This window comes from Streptococcus oralis subsp. dentisani (assembly GCF_003944205.1).
Classification (GTDB): domain Bacteria; phylum Bacillota; class Bacilli; order Lactobacillales; family Streptococcaceae; genus Streptococcus; species Streptococcus oralis_BH.
Map to the genome: position 1 here is coordinate 175,782 of NZ_RJPH01000003.1, position 15,131 is coordinate 190,912.

16 protein-coding genes are annotated in these 15,131 nt (G+C 40.3%); 10 read left to right on the forward strand and 6 right to left on the reverse strand.

Annotated features, from left to right (window positions below; translation table 11 throughout):
* Positions 1-468 precede the first annotated feature (468 nt).
* The 9 genes from D8805_RS04025 (at position 469) to rpsI (ending at position 9,409) form a co-directional block, all read left to right on the forward strand.
* Positions 469-1,032: an ECF transporter S component gene (locus tag D8805_RS04025; RefSeq protein ID WP_038805800.1), complete on the forward strand. Its 564-nt coding sequence runs from the start codon at positions 469-471 to the stop codon at positions 1,030-1,032.
* Positions 1,022-1,672, forward strand: a complete 651-nt coding sequence (locus D8805_RS04030) for a phosphatase PAP2 family protein (RefSeq protein WP_038805798.1) — start codon at positions 1,022-1,024, stop codon at positions 1,670-1,672. Before D8805_RS04025 ends, D8805_RS04030 begins: the two co-directional genes overlap by 11 nt.
* 27 nt (positions 1,673-1,699) lie before the next feature.
* On the forward strand, positions 1,700-2,119 hold the full coding sequence (locus D8805_RS04035; protein ID WP_000867349.1) for a hypothetical protein: 420 nt from the start codon (positions 1,700-1,702) through the stop codon (positions 2,117-2,119).
* 311 nt (positions 2,120-2,430) lie between these two features.
* Positions 2,431-3,477, forward strand: coding sequence for a phenylalanine--tRNA ligase subunit alpha (gene pheS / locus D8805_RS04040; protein WP_000103739.1), 1,047 nt, complete (start codon positions 2,431-2,433; stop codon positions 3,475-3,477).
* Positions 3,478-3,595: 118 nt separating this feature from the next.
* Complete coding sequence (pheT, locus tag D8805_RS04045; RefSeq protein ID WP_125415528.1) at positions 3,596-6,001, forward strand: phenylalanine--tRNA ligase subunit beta; 2,406 nt, start codon at positions 3,596-3,598, stop codon at positions 5,999-6,001.
* A gap of 250 nt (positions 6,002-6,251) precedes the next feature.
* Positions 6,252-7,145, forward strand: coding sequence for an ABC transporter ATP-binding protein (locus D8805_RS04050; RefSeq protein ID WP_125415530.1), 894 nt, complete (start codon positions 6,252-6,254; stop codon positions 7,143-7,145).
* Complete coding sequence (locus D8805_RS04055; protein ID WP_125415532.1) at positions 7,142-8,341, forward strand: ABC transporter permease; 1,200 nt, start codon at positions 7,142-7,144, stop codon at positions 8,339-8,341. The genes D8805_RS04050 and D8805_RS04055 overlap by 4 nt, the downstream gene beginning before the upstream one ends.
* Before the next feature lie 210 nt (positions 8,342-8,551).
* Positions 8,552-8,998 carry a 50S ribosomal protein L13 gene (rplM, locus tag D8805_RS04060; protein WP_001044624.1) on the forward strand — a complete coding sequence of 149 codons (447 nt, stop codon included), beginning with the start codon at positions 8,552-8,554 and terminating at the stop codon, positions 8,996-8,998.
* Between the two features lie 18 nt (positions 8,999-9,016).
* Complete coding sequence (rpsI, locus tag D8805_RS04065) at positions 9,017-9,409, forward strand: 30S ribosomal protein S9 (RefSeq protein WP_000075973.1); 393 nt, start codon at positions 9,017-9,019, stop codon at positions 9,407-9,409.
* Positions 9,410-9,515: 106 nt separating this feature from the next.
* Here rpsI and D8805_RS04070 read toward each other — a convergent pair whose 3' ends face one another.
* The 6 genes from D8805_RS04070 to D8805_RS04095 form a co-directional block, all read right to left on the reverse strand.
* Complete coding sequence (locus D8805_RS04070) at positions 9,516-10,733, reverse strand: site-specific integrase (RefSeq protein WP_125415534.1); 1,218 nt, start codon at positions 10,731-10,733, stop codon at positions 9,516-9,518.
* A 66-nt stretch (positions 10,734-10,799) separates the two neighbouring features.
* Entirely contained in the window at positions 10,800-11,063 is a 264-nt protein-coding gene (locus D8805_RS04075) for a helix-turn-helix domain-containing protein (RefSeq protein ID WP_125415536.1), read from the reverse strand.
* A gap of 48 nt (positions 11,064-11,111) precedes the next feature.
* On the reverse strand, positions 11,112-12,503 hold the full coding sequence (locus D8805_RS04080) for a Rep family protein (RefSeq protein WP_125415538.1): 1,392 nt from the start codon (positions 12,501-12,503) through the stop codon (positions 11,112-11,114).
* Between the two features lie 386 nt (positions 12,504-12,889).
* Positions 12,890-13,612, reverse strand: a complete 723-nt coding sequence (locus D8805_RS04085) for a P-loop NTPase family protein (RefSeq protein WP_125415540.1) — start codon at positions 13,610-13,612, stop codon at positions 12,890-12,892.
* A 1-nt stretch (position 13,613) separates the two neighbouring features.
* Entirely contained in the window at positions 13,614-14,150 is a 537-nt protein-coding gene (locus D8805_RS04090; RefSeq protein ID WP_125415542.1) for a hypothetical protein, read from the reverse strand.
* Between the two features lie 14 nt (positions 14,151-14,164).
* Positions 14,165-14,557: a hypothetical protein gene (locus tag D8805_RS04095; protein ID WP_125415544.1), complete on the reverse strand. Its 393-nt coding sequence runs from the start codon at positions 14,555-14,557 to the stop codon at positions 14,165-14,167.
* Positions 14,558-14,854: 297 nt separating this feature from the next.
* On the opposite strand from D8805_RS04095, the gene D8805_RS04100 reads away from it, so the two are divergent.
* Positions 14,855-15,131, forward strand: a 277-nt coding sequence (locus D8805_RS04100; RefSeq protein ID WP_142999744.1) for a hypothetical protein, incomplete at its 3' end; no start/stop codon positions are given.

The following is a 15,131-nucleotide window of genomic DNA, read 5'->3' on the forward strand; positions in this document are numbered from 1 at the left end:
TTCCCGACCGGCGGTGACTTTAATACTCTTCGAAAATCCAATTCAAACCACGTCAGCTTCGCCTTGCCGTACTCAAGTACAGTCCGCGGCTAGCTTCCTAGTTTGTTCTTTGATTTTCATTGAGTATCATTAGGAAAAAATTTTTCCTTTAAAACTTTGTTGACAAGTTTTGCCTAACTGGAAGTTATGCCTACAGCTTGTCGCCTAGTCTAAAAGAAAAACCTCTATTTCCTTCCCTTAAAGAAGTCCGCGAGCGCAAGCTGATGTGGTGCGATTCCACAACCGACAGTATAGTCTGGATGGGAGAAGACGAAAGAATAGCCTTGTCTGTTCTGATGAGTTTATAGATGAATTGCAACCGCTTGCTCAACAGAGTGAGGGGGAACTTTTGGAATATAAAAAGTGAGAATAGATAGAGGGCTCCTTTCCAACTTCTTCTGATTTTATAGAAAATTGGAGGAACCTGTTATGACAAACACACGTCGACTTTCGACTATTGCGATTTTATCAGCCATTTCATTTGTGCTGATGTACTTTGACTTTCCGCTCTTGCCAGCGGCAACCTTCCTCAAGATTGAGTTTAGCATCTTGCCAGTCCTTGTGGGCTTGGTGGTGATGGATTTGCCTGCCGCTCTAGGGATTCTTTTGCTTCGATCGCTCTTGAAGTTGCTTCTGAATAGCCAGGGAGTGAATACCTACATTGGCTTGCCAATGAATGTCGTAGCTCTGGGAGTTTTTGTTATCGCTTTTGGTTTGATTTGGAAAAAGGAACGTAGCACCCTTCGTTTCCTACTGGCATCTCTAGCGGGAACTATCGGATTGACCGCAGCTATGTTGGTTCTCAACTATGTCTATGCTGTTCCTTTGTATGCGCAGTTTGCTAACTTTGATATTGGAGAAATCCTAGGACTCTCTAACTACTTGATGACCATGGTTCTACCTTTTAACCTGATTGAAGGTTTCATCTTTGCCGTTTCATTTTGGTTGTTATACGTCCTCTTGAAACCAACCTTAAAACATTATGAGAGATAAACAAACATTTTTAATGAAGGGCAGTTTTGCCCTTTTACTTTTCGTCCTTCTTGGCTATATGGTTAAATTTTACCCTCAAACGCTGGTCGGTTTTGATCAACCGATTCAGACTGCCCTTCGTGGGGACTTGCCAGATTATTTGACAGTTCTGTTCCGTGCCCTTACGCATTTGATTGATATCCCAGTAATCACCACCTGGGTTGCCATTGCAGCCTTTATCTTTTATCGTAAGCAGTGGAAGATAGAAAGCTACTTCATGGCGGGTAATCTAGCCTTAGCTGGTCTTTTAATCGTGACCTTTAAAAACATCTACCAGCGCCCTCGGCCGGCTATCATACACCTAGTCGAGGAGAAGGGCTTTTCCTTCCCAAGTGGGCATTCTCTGGCTGTAACTTTGATGGTAGGCACTCTGATTGTTATTCTCAGTCAGCGGATTAAAGATCCAGTCTGGAGAAAAATTGTGCAAATTGTCCTTGGCTTCTACCTAGTCAGTGTGCTTCTATCTCGGGTCTATCTGGGGGTTCACTATCCATCTGATGTTCTTGCCAGTTTCTGTGTGGGCTTGGGAGTCCTGTTTATCGAATTTCCTTTCTATGACAAGCTTCGCTTCCAATGGCGATTTAAAGGCAAGCAGAAGTGAGTATCGAATTCCCTTGAGGAGAAAGAAATGAAAGTCAATATAACAGATCTCCATCCGACTCAACTATACTTATCAGAAAAGAAGTTACAAGATATCCAGATACTTTATCAGTCGGTAGAAATAATCAATGTTGCTCCAATCAGTGTTCTTGCATTCGGAGACTGCTTGTTGATTACAGACGGGCATCACAGGGCTTATCAGGCTTTATTGGCAGGTCGGGATACGATTTCTGCTGAGTGGGATAGAGATGGTGGCGATGAACTGTATCATCTCTATGCGCAAGCTTGCGAGGAAAGGAAGATTTACTCTGTTTTGGATTTAAAAGACCGTATCCTAGCTCAAGATGAGTATGAAACAAAATGGTATAACTGGTGTGATGATTTTAATCAAGCAGCAACTCTTTTATTGAAAAGGAAAGCAGGTGAAACAGATCCTACAAATAGGTAGTGCATTGTGTCTTGTTCCTTTTTATATTGAAATTAGTCTAATCTAACTTGTTTTTTAACTAAAAATCTGATAAACTAAGTAGTAATTGAATAGGAATCCGCAAGACTAGTAACTCAAGGGAAGTATATCAGGGAGGAGAGCCGTGACTGCAAGCTCTCTATATGAAAGCTGGGTGAATTCACTTGCACATGGATTTGAAAATGAAGGTCTGACTTGTCAGATGAAAACGGATGGTACCGCGTGTCAACGCTCCGAGTGGAGTTTTTGGCATGTGGTTTTCTTTTTATCTACAAGAGACTGATGGAGGAATTATGTCAACTATTGAAGAACAATTAAAAGCGCTTCGCGAAGAAACGCTGGCTAGCTTGAAGCAGATTACTGCTGAAAATGAAAAAGAGATGCAAGACTTGCGTGTCTCTGTCCTTGGTAAAAAAGGGTCGCTTACGGAAATCCTCAAAGGGATGAAAGATGTCTCTGCTGAGATGCGTCCAATCATCGGGAAACACGTCAATGAAGCGCGTGATATCTTGACAGCGGCCTTTGAAGAAACAGCTAAGCTCTTGGAAGAAAAGAAAGTCGCAGCTCAACTGGCTAGCGAGAGTATCGATGTGACACTTCCAGGTCGCCCAGTTGCGACAGGTCACCGTCACGTTTTGACACAAACCAGTGAAGAAATCGAAGATATTTTCATCGGGATGGGTTACCAAGTCGTGGATGGTTTTGAAGTGGAGCAAGACTACTATAACTTCGAGCGTATGAACCTCCCAAAAGATCACCCAGCTCGCGATATGCAGGATACTTTCTATATCACAGAAGAAATCTTGCTCCGTACCCACACGTCTCCAGTTCAGGCGCGTGCCATGGATGCTCATGATTTTTCAAAAGGTCCTTTGAAAATGATCTCACCAGGGCGTGTTTTCCGTCGTGATACGGACGATGCGACCCATAGTCACCAATTCCACCAAATCGAAGGATTGGTTGTTGGGAAAAACATCTCTATGGCAGATCTTCAAGGAACGCTTCAGTTGATCGTCCAAAAAATGTTTGGTGAAGAGCGTCAGATCCGTTTGCGTCCATCTTATTTCCCATTCACAGAGCCATCTGTCGAGGTGGATGTTTCTTGCTTCAAGTGTGGTGGAGAAGGCTGTAACGTATGTAAGAAAACAGGTTGGATCGAAATCATGGGTGCTGGTATGGTTCACCCACGTGTCCTTGAAATGAGTGGAATCGATGCGACGGTTTACTCTGGATTTGCTTTTGGTCTTGGACAAGAGCGCGTAGCCATGCTTCGTTACGGAATCAATGATATCCGTGGGTTCTACCAAGGCGATGTCCGCTTCTCAGAACAGTTTAAATAAGATTGAAACCTGAAACACAGTCCTAGTCATTTTCTCTCGATGAGAAGGTGAGGACTGACTCGAAGAAAAAGAAAGGAATTGAAAAGGTCTTACTTGGTGAGATCTTACAATCAGAATTATGCTTGTATCTTATAAATGGTTAAAAGAATTGGTGGACATTGATGTGCCATCACAAGAGTTGGCTGAAAAAATGTCAACTACAGGGATCGAGGTCGAAGGTGTCGAATCACCGGCTGCCGGTCTCTCAAAAATTGTCGTCGGTGAAGTCTTGTCTTGCGAAGATGTGCCAGAAACACACTTGCATGTCTGTCAGGTTAACGTTGGCGAAGAAGAAGCCCGTCAGATCGTTTGTGGTGCACCGAATGTACGTGCTGGGATTAAGGTCATGGTGGCTCTTCCAGGAGCTCGTATCGCTGACAACTACAAGATCAAAAAAGGAAAAATCCGTGGCTTGGAGTCACTTGGGATGATTTGTTCCCTTGGTGAATTGGGAATTTCTGACTCAGTTGTACCGAAGGAATTCGCAGATGGTATTCAAATCTTGCCTCAAGATGCTGTTCCAGGGGATGAAGTCTTTTCTTACCTAGACTTGGATGATGAAATCATCGAACTTTCCATCACACCCAACCGTGCGGACGCTCTTTCTATGTGTGGCGTAGCGCACGAAGTGGTAGCCATCTATGACAAGGCAGTCAACTTTAAAGAATTCAGTTTAACAGAAACAAATGAAGCTGCAGCAGATGCCCTTTCTGTAGGCATTGAGACAGACAAGGCGCCTTACTATGCAGCCCGTATCTTGGACAATGTGACCATCGCACCAAGTCCACAATGGTTGCAAAACCTTCTTATGAACGAAGGCATCCGTCCGATTAACAATGTGGTCGATGTGACCAACTATATCCTACTCTACTTTGGTCAGCCTATGCATGCCTTTGACTTGGATACCTTTGAAGGCAATGACATCCGTGTGCGTGAAGCGCGTGCTGGTGAAAAATTGGTAACCTTGGACGGTGAAGAACGTGAGTTGGAAACAAATGACTTAGTCATCACTGTCGCAGACAAACCAGTAGCCCTTGCAGGTGTCATGGGTGGAGAGGCTACAGAAATCTCTGAAAAATCAAGTCGAGTTGTGTTAGAGGCAGCTGTTTTCAATGGCACATCCATTCGTAAGACTAGCGGACGCCTTAACCTTCGTTCGGAATCATCTTCTCGTTTTGAAAAAGGGATTAATGTGGCAACAGTCGATGAGGCCTTGGATGCTGCAGCGAGCATGATTGCAGAACTTGCAGGTGCGACGGTGCGTAAGGGTATCGTTTCAGCAGGCCAGCTTGATACTTCTGATGTAGAAGTATCTTCAACTCTGGCTGATGTCAACCGTGTCCTTGGTACGGAGCTTTCATATGTTGATGTGGAGGATGTTTTCCGTCGTCTTGGCTTTGGCCTTTCTGGCAATGCAGATCGCTTTACAGTCAGCGTACCCCGTCGTCGTTGGGATATCACCATCGAAGCAGACCTCTTTGAAGAAATTGCCCGTATCTATGGTTATGATCGCTTGCCAACTAGTCTTCCAAAAGATGACGGTACAGCAGGGGAATTGACTGCGACACAAAAATTGCGTCGCCAAGTTCGTACCATCGCCGAAGGGGCAGGTTTGACAGAAATCATTACCTACGCTCTGACAACTCCTGAAAAAGCAGTTGAGTTTACAGCTCAGCCAAGTAACCTTACAGAACTTATGTGGCCAATGACTGTGGACCGTTCAGTTCTCCGTCAAAATATGGTCTCAGGTATCCTTGATACGGTGGCCTACAACGTGGCTCGTAAGAACAAAAACTTGGCACTTTACGAGATTGGAAAAGTCTTTGAACAAACAGGCAATCCAAAAGAAGATCTACCAAACGAGATCAACAGCTTTGCCTTTGCCTTGACAGGCTTGGTTGCAGAAAAAGATTTCCAAACGGCAGCAGTTCCAGTTGATTTCTTCTATGCTAAGGGAATCCTTGAAGCGCTCTTTGCTCGCTTGGGGCTTGAAGTGACTTATACAGCAACAGATGAAATTGCTAGTCTTCACCCAGGCCGTACAGCTGTGATTTCACTCGGTGACCAAGTTCTTGGTTTCCTTGGTCAAGTGCATCCAGTCACTGCGAAGGCTTATGATATTCCAGAAACGTATGTAGCGGAGCTCAATCTTTCAGCCATCGAAGCTGCCCTTCAACCAGCTACTCCATTTGTGGAAATTACCAAATTCCCAGCTGTTAGTCGTGATATTGCTCTACTTCTCAAGGCAGAAGTCACTCACCAAGAAGTTGTAGACGCTATCCGAGCTGCAGGAGTGAAACGTTTGACAGATATCAAACTCTTTGACGTCTTCTCAGGTGAAAAATTGGGACTTGGTATGAAGTCAATGGCCTATAGCTTGACCTTCCAAAATCCAGAAGATAGTTTGACAGACGAAGAAGTCGCACGCTACATGGAAAAAATCCAAGCATCACTGGAAGAAAAAGTGAATGCAGAAGTGCGTTAATAGTCTAAAATCCATCCCTCGGGGTGGATTTTTAGTTTCAAAAGGACAGTTCAGAAGAGAAAAGCGATAGTTGAGGAGGAAGCCATCTCAGAAAGTCTTTAATGAGTTATACTAAAGCTATCGCTGAAGCACTTAAATTTATTAGAGATAGGATACTTTTGCTACTTATAATCCGATAAAATGGACATAAATCGTTGTAAAGGCTATCAAAAAGGAGTATAATAAGTGCAACATATCTCGGAGGTGGAAAATGTTAGAAGTAAGAAATCTAGAGAAAAGTTTCGGTCCCAAGCAAGTCTTGTTTGGTGTCGATTTTCAGGCAAGTCCAGGAAGGATTCTGGGCTTGGTCGGGAAAAATGGTGCTGGGAAAACAACGATTTTCCACAGTATGTTGAAATTTTTGGACTATCAAGGAGAAATCAGTCTGGATGGGCAGGAGATTCGTCAGGAAACCTACGCTCGGATTGGCTATCTGCCTGAGGAACGCAGTCTTATGCCCAAGCTGACAGTCCTTGAGCAAGTTCGCTACTTGGCGACTCTAAAGGGCATGGATGCTAAGGAGGTCAAGGAAAAACTCCCTCAATGGATGGAGAAACTGGAAGTGAAAGGAAAGCTGACTGATAAAATCAAGAGTCTCTCCAAAGGGAATCAGCAGAAAATTCAGCTGATTATCACCCTAATCCATGAGCCTGACTTGATTATCTTGGATGAACCTTTTAGTGGTTTGGATCCAGTCAATACTGAGTTGCTCAAGCAGGTCATCTTGAAAGAGAAAGATCGCGGTGCAATCATTATCTTTTCTGACCATGTTATGACCAATGTCGAGGAGCTTTGCGATGATATCCTGATGATTCGTGATGGGCGTGTGGTCTTGCATGGACCAGTTCAGGATGTCCGTAATCAATACGGGAAAACACGTCTCTTTGTTTCAAGTGAACGAAGCAAGGAAGAACTGGAAAGTCTTCCTCATGTTAAACAGGTGAGCTTGACCAAGCAAGGCAGTTGGAAATTGATCCTAGATGACGAGAGCGCTGGAAGGGAACTCTTCCCAATCCTCACTCAAGGTCAATATATCGCGACCTTTGACCAACAAGCTCCAACAATCGATGAAATCTTTAAACTAGAATCAGGGGTGGAAGTATGAGAAATATGTGGGTTGTAATGAAGGAAACCTATCTTCGGCATGTCAAGTCGTGGAGTTTCTTCTTTATGGTGATTTCGCCGTTCCTATTTTTAGCCTTATCTGTAGGAATTGGCTATCTCCAAGGGTCTTCTATGGCCAAGAATAGCAAGGTGGCAGTGGTGACAACGGTGCCATCTGTGACAGAAGGACTCAAGGGTACCAATGGGATTAACTTTGACTATACAGATGAGGCCAGTGCTCAGCAGGCTGTCAAGGATGAGAAAATCAAGGGTTACCTAACCGTCGACCAAGAGGACAGCATCATCAAGGCCGTCTATCATGGTGAAACCTCTCTTGAAAGTGGCATCAAGCTAGCTGTAACCAATAAGCTAAATGAACTGCAATACCAACTCAATCGTTCGGCAGCCAATTTGTCTCAAGAACAGGAAAAACGCTTGAGTCAAACTGTTGACTTTACTGAGAAGATTGATGAATCCAAGGAAAATAAAAAAATTATTCAAACCATTGCGGCCGCAGGGCTCGGTTTCTTCCTTTATATGATTTTGATTACCTATGCTAGCGTCACTGCTCAAGAAGTGGCTAGCGAGAAAGGAACCAAAATCATGGAGGTGGTCTTCTCTAGTATCCGAGCTAGTCATTATTTCTACGCTCGCATGCTAGCTTTGCTTCTTGTGATTTTGACCCATATTGGGATTTACGTCGTGGGTGGACTGGCTGCCATTCTGCTCTTTAAAGATATCCCTATCTTGGCACAATCTGGTATTTTAAACCACTTGGGAGAGGCCTTCTCGCTCAATACCTTATTGTTTGTCTTGGTTAGCCTCTTTATGTACGTTGTTTTGGCAGCCTTCCTAGGATCCATGGTTTCTCGCCCTGAGGATTCGGGAAAGGCCTTGTCGCCATTGATGATCTTGATTATAGCAGGATTTGTCGGTGTGACCTCTCTAGGTGCTGCTGGGGACAATTTAGTTTTGAAAATTGGTTCCTACATTCCTTTCATTTCGACTTTCTTTATGCCATTTAGAGCTATAAATGGGTATGCAAGTGGTCTGGAAGCTTGGATTTCGCTTGCCATAACGGTTGTCTTTGCAGTCACTGCAACAGCCTTTATCGGACGCATGTATGCTAGTCTAGTCCTTCAAACGGATGATTTGGGAATCTGGAAAACCTTTAAACGTGCCTTAGCTTACAAATAGGAGAGCCTCGCGAAAGCGAGGTTTTTCTAGATGTTAAACAGCGAAATCGGTAAAAATATTTTTCATATCTATTGACTTTTAGTAGTAAAATTTGGTATGATAGTAGACGGTATTGTTTACCCCATTTGTAAGGCCCCGGAACCTTTCAAATACCCCGCGGACCGGAACATCCGCCCTGTAAACAAAAACGATATTCATATAGGAGAAATCATGAACAAAACTACATTCATGGCTAAACCAGGCCAAGTAGAACGCAAATGGTACGTTGTTGACGCAACTGATGTACCTCTTGGACGCCTTTCAGCAGTTGTTGCTAGCGTACTTCGCGGAAAAAACAAACCAACATTCACACCACACACTGATACAGGTGACTTCGTAATCGTTATCAATGCTGAAAAAGTTAAATTGACTGGTAAAAAAGCAACTGATAAGATTTACTACACTCACTCAAACCACCCAGGTGGATTGAAACAAATCTCTGCTGGTGAACTTCGTTCTAAAAATGCAGTACGTTTGATCGAGAAATCAGTTAAAGGTATGCTTCCACACAATACTCTTGGCCGCGCTCAAGGTATGAAATTGAAAGTATTCGTTGGAGCTGAGCACACTCACGCTGCACAACAACCAGAAGTTCTTGATATTTCAGGACTTATCTAAGGAAAGGAACAATAAAGTATGTCACAAGCACAATATGCAGGTACTGGACGTCGTAAAAACGCTGTTGCACGCGTTCGCCTTGTTCCAGGAACTGGTAAAATCACTGTTAACAAAAAAGATGTTGAAGAGTACATCCCACACGCTGACCTTCGTCTCGTTATCAACCAACCATTCGCAGTTACTTCAACTGTAGGTTCATACGACGTTTTCGTTAACGTTGTAGGTGGTGGATACGCTGGTCAATCAGGAGCTATCCGTCACGGTATCGCTCGTGCCCTTCTTCAAGTAGACCCAGACTTCCGCGATTCATTGAAACGCGCAGGCCTTCTTACACGTGACTCACGTAAAGTTGAACGTAAGAAACCAGGTCTTAAGAAAGCTCGTAAAGCATCACAATTCTCAAAACGTTAATCAATACGATTATATCAACGTTTCAAAGCACTCAAAAGTTTACCTTATGGGTGCTTTTTTCGTGTTTTTTTAAAAAGTTTACCTCAAAGTTTACCTTATTTTTACCTTATTGTTTTAGAGACTTTAAAGCAAATTCCCCAACTGCCATAGGAACTACATTAGAGGTGTTGACATAAATTTGAGTTGTGCCTGTATCGCTATGCGTTAGTGCTTCAGAAATGGCTTCTAAGCTCATTCCTGCTTGTTTAGCAAGTGTTGCTCCTGTATGTCGTAGTTTATGAGGTGTAGCATGTGTCAGCTCTTTATGTCGCTTTCTAATACTTTTCATTTTGTTGTTTAGATAGTCAGCATGTAAAGGCTTATTGATGTTTCCTTTTGTGTCAATATATGTAAAAACAAATTGTTCTGGATTACTGATGATGCCAAACTTTGCCAGTTCATATTTTTGTTGTTCTTTCCAAGAGGTAAGGAGCTGAAGTAAGTCATTAGAAATAGAGAAAATAGTTTTCTTATTTCCCTTAGTAGATTTTACTTGTCCATATCTATCTAAAGCTTGAATTAGCTGAATCTGTGATTTTGAAAAATCGATATGTTTCCATTGAAGAGCATAGGTTTCAGATTTTCTATCACCTAAGAAAAAAGTAAGATAAAATAGGACATAATCTTTAAGGGTTATTTTATCATTCTCTAAATCTTCTTGAAATGCTGAGAACCATTCTTGGAGTTGTTCATGAGTTAGATATAAATCTTCCTCTCTCTTTGACTCTGCAAGTTGAATCTTTTTAGTGGCTTTTATTCTTCTTAATATTTTTGCAACTTTATTAGCTTCTATATATTCAAGTTCTTCTGCCCAATCAAAAATGGAAATCACATAGCTACGTAAAGATTTGAAGTTCGCATATTCATTAGCCTTAGATGTCATTAGATTTAGGATAACTTGCTTATTTTGATTTAGAAACTGTATCGTATAGTTTCCAAGAAGTGGTAGTATATGTTTTTCAAAACATGTTTTGGTATTGGCAACTGTTGACCTGCTTGGTGGCTTAGAAGTAGATGTAGTTTGTCCTGCTTTGTAGGATTCCCACCAAATATTATTATAGAAGTCTGAGAAAAGAATATCTCCTTTTGCTAGTCCTGTAAACTCATTATCTTCTATTTGATTTAACTTGGTAAGCAAATCTATCTCAGCTTGTCTTGCCTCCTTTCTTGTTTTGAATCTCTTATCGTAATAATTGCTATTAACAATACCAAGTGGCATTCGTGCTTCAATTGGGATATAGACTTTTAAGCGATAAGTTCCGTTTTTTGTCTTACTGATAGTCATGATATTCTCCTTGTGTATCGAACCAGAAAATATCATGACTATTATAAAACAAAAATATAGATATTTCTAGTTTTGTGAGTAAAGCCAAGAATTAATGGCTTCTTTATTAAATCGTATAGTCTTGCCTATTTTTATTGCAGGCAGTCCTCGTTGAATCCAACTGTCTAGAGTATTGTTTGAGATACCCAAGTAGTGGCAAGCCTGTTGTTTGTTTAAAAACGGACTTTCAAGGTTATTATTGTTTAATCTATTTTCAATTTCTTTCTTGATGAGTTCAGCAAGTAGGAGCTGAATTTGTCGAACTTGTTCATCTGGTAGAATTACTTGCATCTGTTCCTCCAATGTATGGTATAATAGAGATATCAAGAGATACCCTATTTACTCTTCTTGATTATCTGCAACCTCGTCCTCGCTCGCCAAAGTTTCGGATGGGGTTTTTGTTTTGTCGTACTCCCATATATCCCATTGATTGTTGAGTCCAACCTTTGAAACTAGCATGGATAGAAGCTCTTCCTTACTTTTCATTTCGTTATCAGGTGTAAAATCGTACGATAAGTAAGTATCATATCCAATCTCTGGGATTCGTCTCAGATTATTTAATGTTCTTGTAGGGTGAGATTCATAAAAAATAGGTTCATCCCCCACACCTTTTAACGTTGCTAGATGTTCAATTCTTCGAACATATTGTGATAAATCCTCACGATTATTTCCTTTGGTATGGTAGAAGAAGGTCAAAGGATGTTTAGAACTTGTGATAATAATGACCTTAGCAGCGCCTATTTTATTTTGATAACGAGCTGAGATAGGACTAATATTATATGGATCTAAAACTTTTAACCAGTCTGAAGCGGTTAAGCTATCCCCTCGGACATCATCGAGTAGTAGTATCTCTTCCCCGTTTACTTCATCAAACATATTTGTGCCTGCGGTCAGGACTGATTGCCATTTTTTATTATTCAGCTTTGCTAACTGAATAAGACTTTTTGCTATCTCTTTTGCAAATGTTGACTTGCCAAGTCCAGATTCACCGTATATGAATAGGATTGTCTTTTTAAACTCTCCGTTTTCCAGTTCATCTTTTGTTCTGGCACACTTAATTTCTCCAATGCTTTTAATTGCGTCGTTTACTCTAACTTTATGAACTGTATAAAGAGTATGATATTGCTTATTAAGTAGTATTTCCTTTTTCGTAATATTCTCATTCAGAATGTTATCAATTAATAAATCGATATCCTCATAACTTTGTAGCACTTCCTTTTTTGCTTTTCCTTTAAGCCAGCTTCCTTGTCTTTCGTGATAAACTTTTAAGTAGTCTTTACCTGTTAGAGAAATTACTTCATCAGGGCTGTATTGATACTTATCTTTATCTTTGGCATGAATTAAGTAAGCTAACAAGTTATCGTAGCCATACCTTCCAGACTTCGCTTTTTCTAGATATTCAGGTTTTAGTCCGATTTGTACAGCTAAATCAGTTAGTGTTGCACCTTTTTCAAACTTGAGTAAAGCGTGAATATGTGGCTTTTTTAGCTTGGTAGTTGTTGTTCTAGTTACACTGTCAAAACCGATGGATGTGTCCTTGTCGTGTTTTATTGCGTATGCCTCGGAAACAGTTGCTATTTCACTAACTCTTCTGACAATTTCCTCAAGAATTTTTTCAACATTTGCAGACTTAATCAGTTCTTCATCCCAACCATTTTTCCAATATTTCGTCTCAAAGTATTGTGTAATTGCTACAGAAGTCAAAAGTGCTTCCTTCTTTTTTGAAGTCATTTATACTAAACCTTTCTTTTTTAACTATTCTTTAATTATTCTTTTAATTATTCTAGTGTTAGACCGTTGACAAGCCCAGTCTAACACGTGCGTAGAATAATTAAAAATTAAATTGTAGTAACTCTTGGGGCGTTGCCCCAAACCCCAGCCTATGCTGCCCGATGGAACCCCATCGAACCAAGAACGCTTGCCAGCTAACAAGGGACGGGTAGTATTTTTCTTCGCTTCACTCCTTGCCTTCGTCATCGTTACGCTTGAAAAATCTCCACCCTCTAGCCCTTGCAAGCAGGCATTTTTCTGCTAGCAATGTCGTGCCGACACTAAACCGATGATGAAACTTCAAAATAAGCTTACTGTCGTACTTAACAAGTGTAGCAGAAAAAGCGCTAGCTATACCTTGAAAATAGCTCTTGCATTCGTTGATTTAACCGTTCCTCGTCTTTTACTTGAATCGTACGAAACATCTTGACAGATTCTCCCTCAAGTTGGAAATAGCCATATCCTCGCGGCTTTACCACAACTTCATCTTTTTCCATATCAGAAAAAAGGAGTTGCCTGTTGTTGGTAGACATGAGAAAACTAGTAGACAATGAAATTATACAGTTGAAGTTATACCGACCTGGTAAGTCAGACATTAAAAAACGTTGACTAGACAAAATAATTCGTAAACCTAGACTTCTACCCATGCTGTTCATCATTAACATTTTCGATAAAACATCTTTATGTTTCTTTTTATCTGTTTGTTCTAGATAAGCAAGGAAAGCCTGCCATTCATCGAAAATCAAGTAAAGATTATGAGAGTTTTCTTCTTGTTTATTAAGTCTAGTTTCAAAACGTTGGCAGACTGTTTCGAAAAGTTCTAGACAGTAAAAGCCTCTTGCGACATGGTCGCCAGTCATTGGAAACATTTCTTCATCTGATTTAAAATCCAAAAAGTAAGCTTCAGCATCTGTATCATAAAATGAAATGAGTCCTAAAAGTCTTCTCAAAAAAGTAGATTTTCCCGAACCAGATGGGCCTGCAATAATCCATGCGAAAAATCGGTTAATGTCAACAGTGACAGGGGAGGGTTGTCCCCTGACGTTGACGTCGAAAACGTTTTTTATCATGCTAGAAATCCTCTTCTCTTTGATTTTTTTGCACGAGCATCGTATCAGCTGATACTAACCGAACCTTTATTGCAAGGAAGGGCTCACGTTTAGAGCGACTTACAACGCAATCAGTAGAACCATTTGAAAGAGTTTTTACAACTTGTCTTACTTTTGTTGCAAAGTCTTCAAGAAGAAAATCGGAGATTTCTTGGTTAATGTGAACAAAGTAGATACCTTGTTCTGCTACCTCTACTCCCTGGACGAAAGTCAATGAAGAAATTGGTAGTTCTGTTACACCGACTTCTGTTAACCAGTTATAGAAGTTATCAAATAAAGGATTAACAGCAGTTTGATTTCTCTGTTTGTATCGTTGCCAAGGTATGAAGAATATTTCTCCTTGGGTTGCAACTGCGAGAAGAATTACGAGCCCCAAGAGTATGGGGACTATCCAGATTAAGAACTTGATAAGAAATGCGAGTAAAACGAAACTAATTAAAGCTATGAAAAGTTGGTAATACCACTCTAGCTCTCTTAGGCTTTTTAAGAGTTTTTTCATAAGTAACCTCTTTTCTATTTGAGTGCAATATCAGCCAGCTCAGCTACAAGAGCGAGTCCGACGGGTTGCTTGAGTTTATCAAGTACAAATGATAAGTCATACTTGCTAATTACGATGTCAGCGTTGATTAAACTATCTAAATTCTCGTTCTGATAGTTTTTCAACTTGACTTTGAAAGTTGGACAGTAAGCTTCTTGAGAAATACTAGCGAACTGATCGTAGATTTTTTTATCTACGCATGTTAAAGATGCCCAAAATCGTTGGTTCTCTTGGCCTTCGTTCATAATACCTGAGTTGCTGTCAACAACTGCCACAGATTCAGGGATGACAACAGAAGTTGCTAAAGCATCTAAGAATGCTCTTGCGCTATCGTAGTTTCCTAATGTTGATTTCTTTGTTTTTGCCATAGTGTTATCCTTTCTGACAAAAAGTGCATGGTCAGACTTTCTAGAATGCTGACGAGTAAAAAGTTATAACTTAGACTACACCTATAGTATACCTCTTTTTAAATTTTTTAAGATGCGGGTTTGAAATAAATTCCGCAGTTCTAATTTTATAAAATCCTTACTAAGTTTAAATACAAAGGCTTATAAAAAATGATATACTATTATAGCGAGATAAAATTGTCTGATATTTAAAACCTAAGTATGTGAGCTTGAAAAGCAACGTACATCTCATTTTTTATTTTAGATAGTAGGTGTGTTATGAATCAATATGATTATTTTAATTCTGAATTTTATTCTGGAAAAATTAGTGTTAGAGATATAGTAGATTTTTTAAAAAATCAGATTAGCCCCGATCAAGAAATATCTTATGATGAGTTATTACAAAAAATACAATATAATGATGTTTCTGAAAAAGAAATTTCTATGAATGAATTGGCGAAGTTTATAAATAAAAAAAGATTTCCAGATGTTAAAAAAGATTTTTTATTAGAAAATTTTAACAGAATTATAGATGCTCAGCGAAAGAGAGATAAAA

Bases quoted from the DNA above. Each gene is read 5' to 3' on its own strand.
- D8805_RS04070 (WP_125415534.1), bottom strand. From the start codon at position 10,733: ATGACTATCAGTAAGACAAAAAACGGAACTTATCGCTTAAAAGTCTAT.
- D8805_RS04030 (WP_038805798.1), top strand. From the start codon at position 1,022: ATGAGAGATAAACAAACATTTTTAATGAAGGGCAGTTTTGCCCTTTTA.
- pheS (WP_000103739.1), top strand. From the start codon at position 2,431: ATGTCAACTATTGAAGAACAATTAAAAGCGCTTCGCGAAGAAACGCTG.
- D8805_RS04050 (WP_125415530.1), top strand. From the start codon at position 6,252: ATGTTAGAAGTAAGAAATCTAGAGAAAAGTTTCGGTCCCAAGCAAGTC.
- D8805_RS04035 (WP_000867349.1), top strand. From the start codon at position 1,700: ATGAAAGTCAATATAACAGATCTCCATCCGACTCAACTATACTTATCA.
- D8805_RS04080 (WP_125415538.1), bottom strand. From the start codon at position 12,503: ATGACTTCAAAAAAGAAGGAAGCACTTTTGACTTCTGTAGCAATTACA.
- D8805_RS04075 (WP_125415536.1), bottom strand. From the start codon at position 11,063: ATGCAAGTAATTCTACCAGATGAACAAGTTCGACAAATTCAGCTCCTA.
- rpsI (WP_000075973.1), top strand. From the start codon at position 9,017: ATGTCACAAGCACAATATGCAGGTACTGGACGTCGTAAAAACGCTGTT.
- D8805_RS04085 (WP_125415540.1), bottom strand. From the start codon at position 13,612: ATGATAAAAAACGTTTTCGACGTCAACGTCAGGGGACAACCCTCCCCT.
- D8805_RS04095 (WP_125415544.1), bottom strand. From the start codon at position 14,557: ATGGCAAAAACAAAGAAATCAACATTAGGAAACTACGATAGCGCAAGA.
- D8805_RS04055 (WP_125415532.1), top strand. From the start codon at position 7,142: ATGAGAAATATGTGGGTTGTAATGAAGGAAACCTATCTTCGGCATGTC.
- pheT (WP_125415528.1), top strand. From the start codon at position 3,596: ATGCTTGTATCTTATAAATGGTTAAAAGAATTGGTGGACATTGATGTG.
- D8805_RS04090 (WP_125415542.1), bottom strand. From the start codon at position 14,150: ATGAAAAAACTCTTAAAAAGCCTAAGAGAGCTAGAGTGGTATTACCAA.
- D8805_RS04025 (WP_038805800.1), top strand. From the start codon at position 469: ATGACAAACACACGTCGACTTTCGACTATTGCGATTTTATCAGCCATT.
- rplM (WP_001044624.1), top strand. From the start codon at position 8,552: ATGAACAAAACTACATTCATGGCTAAACCAGGCCAAGTAGAACGCAAA.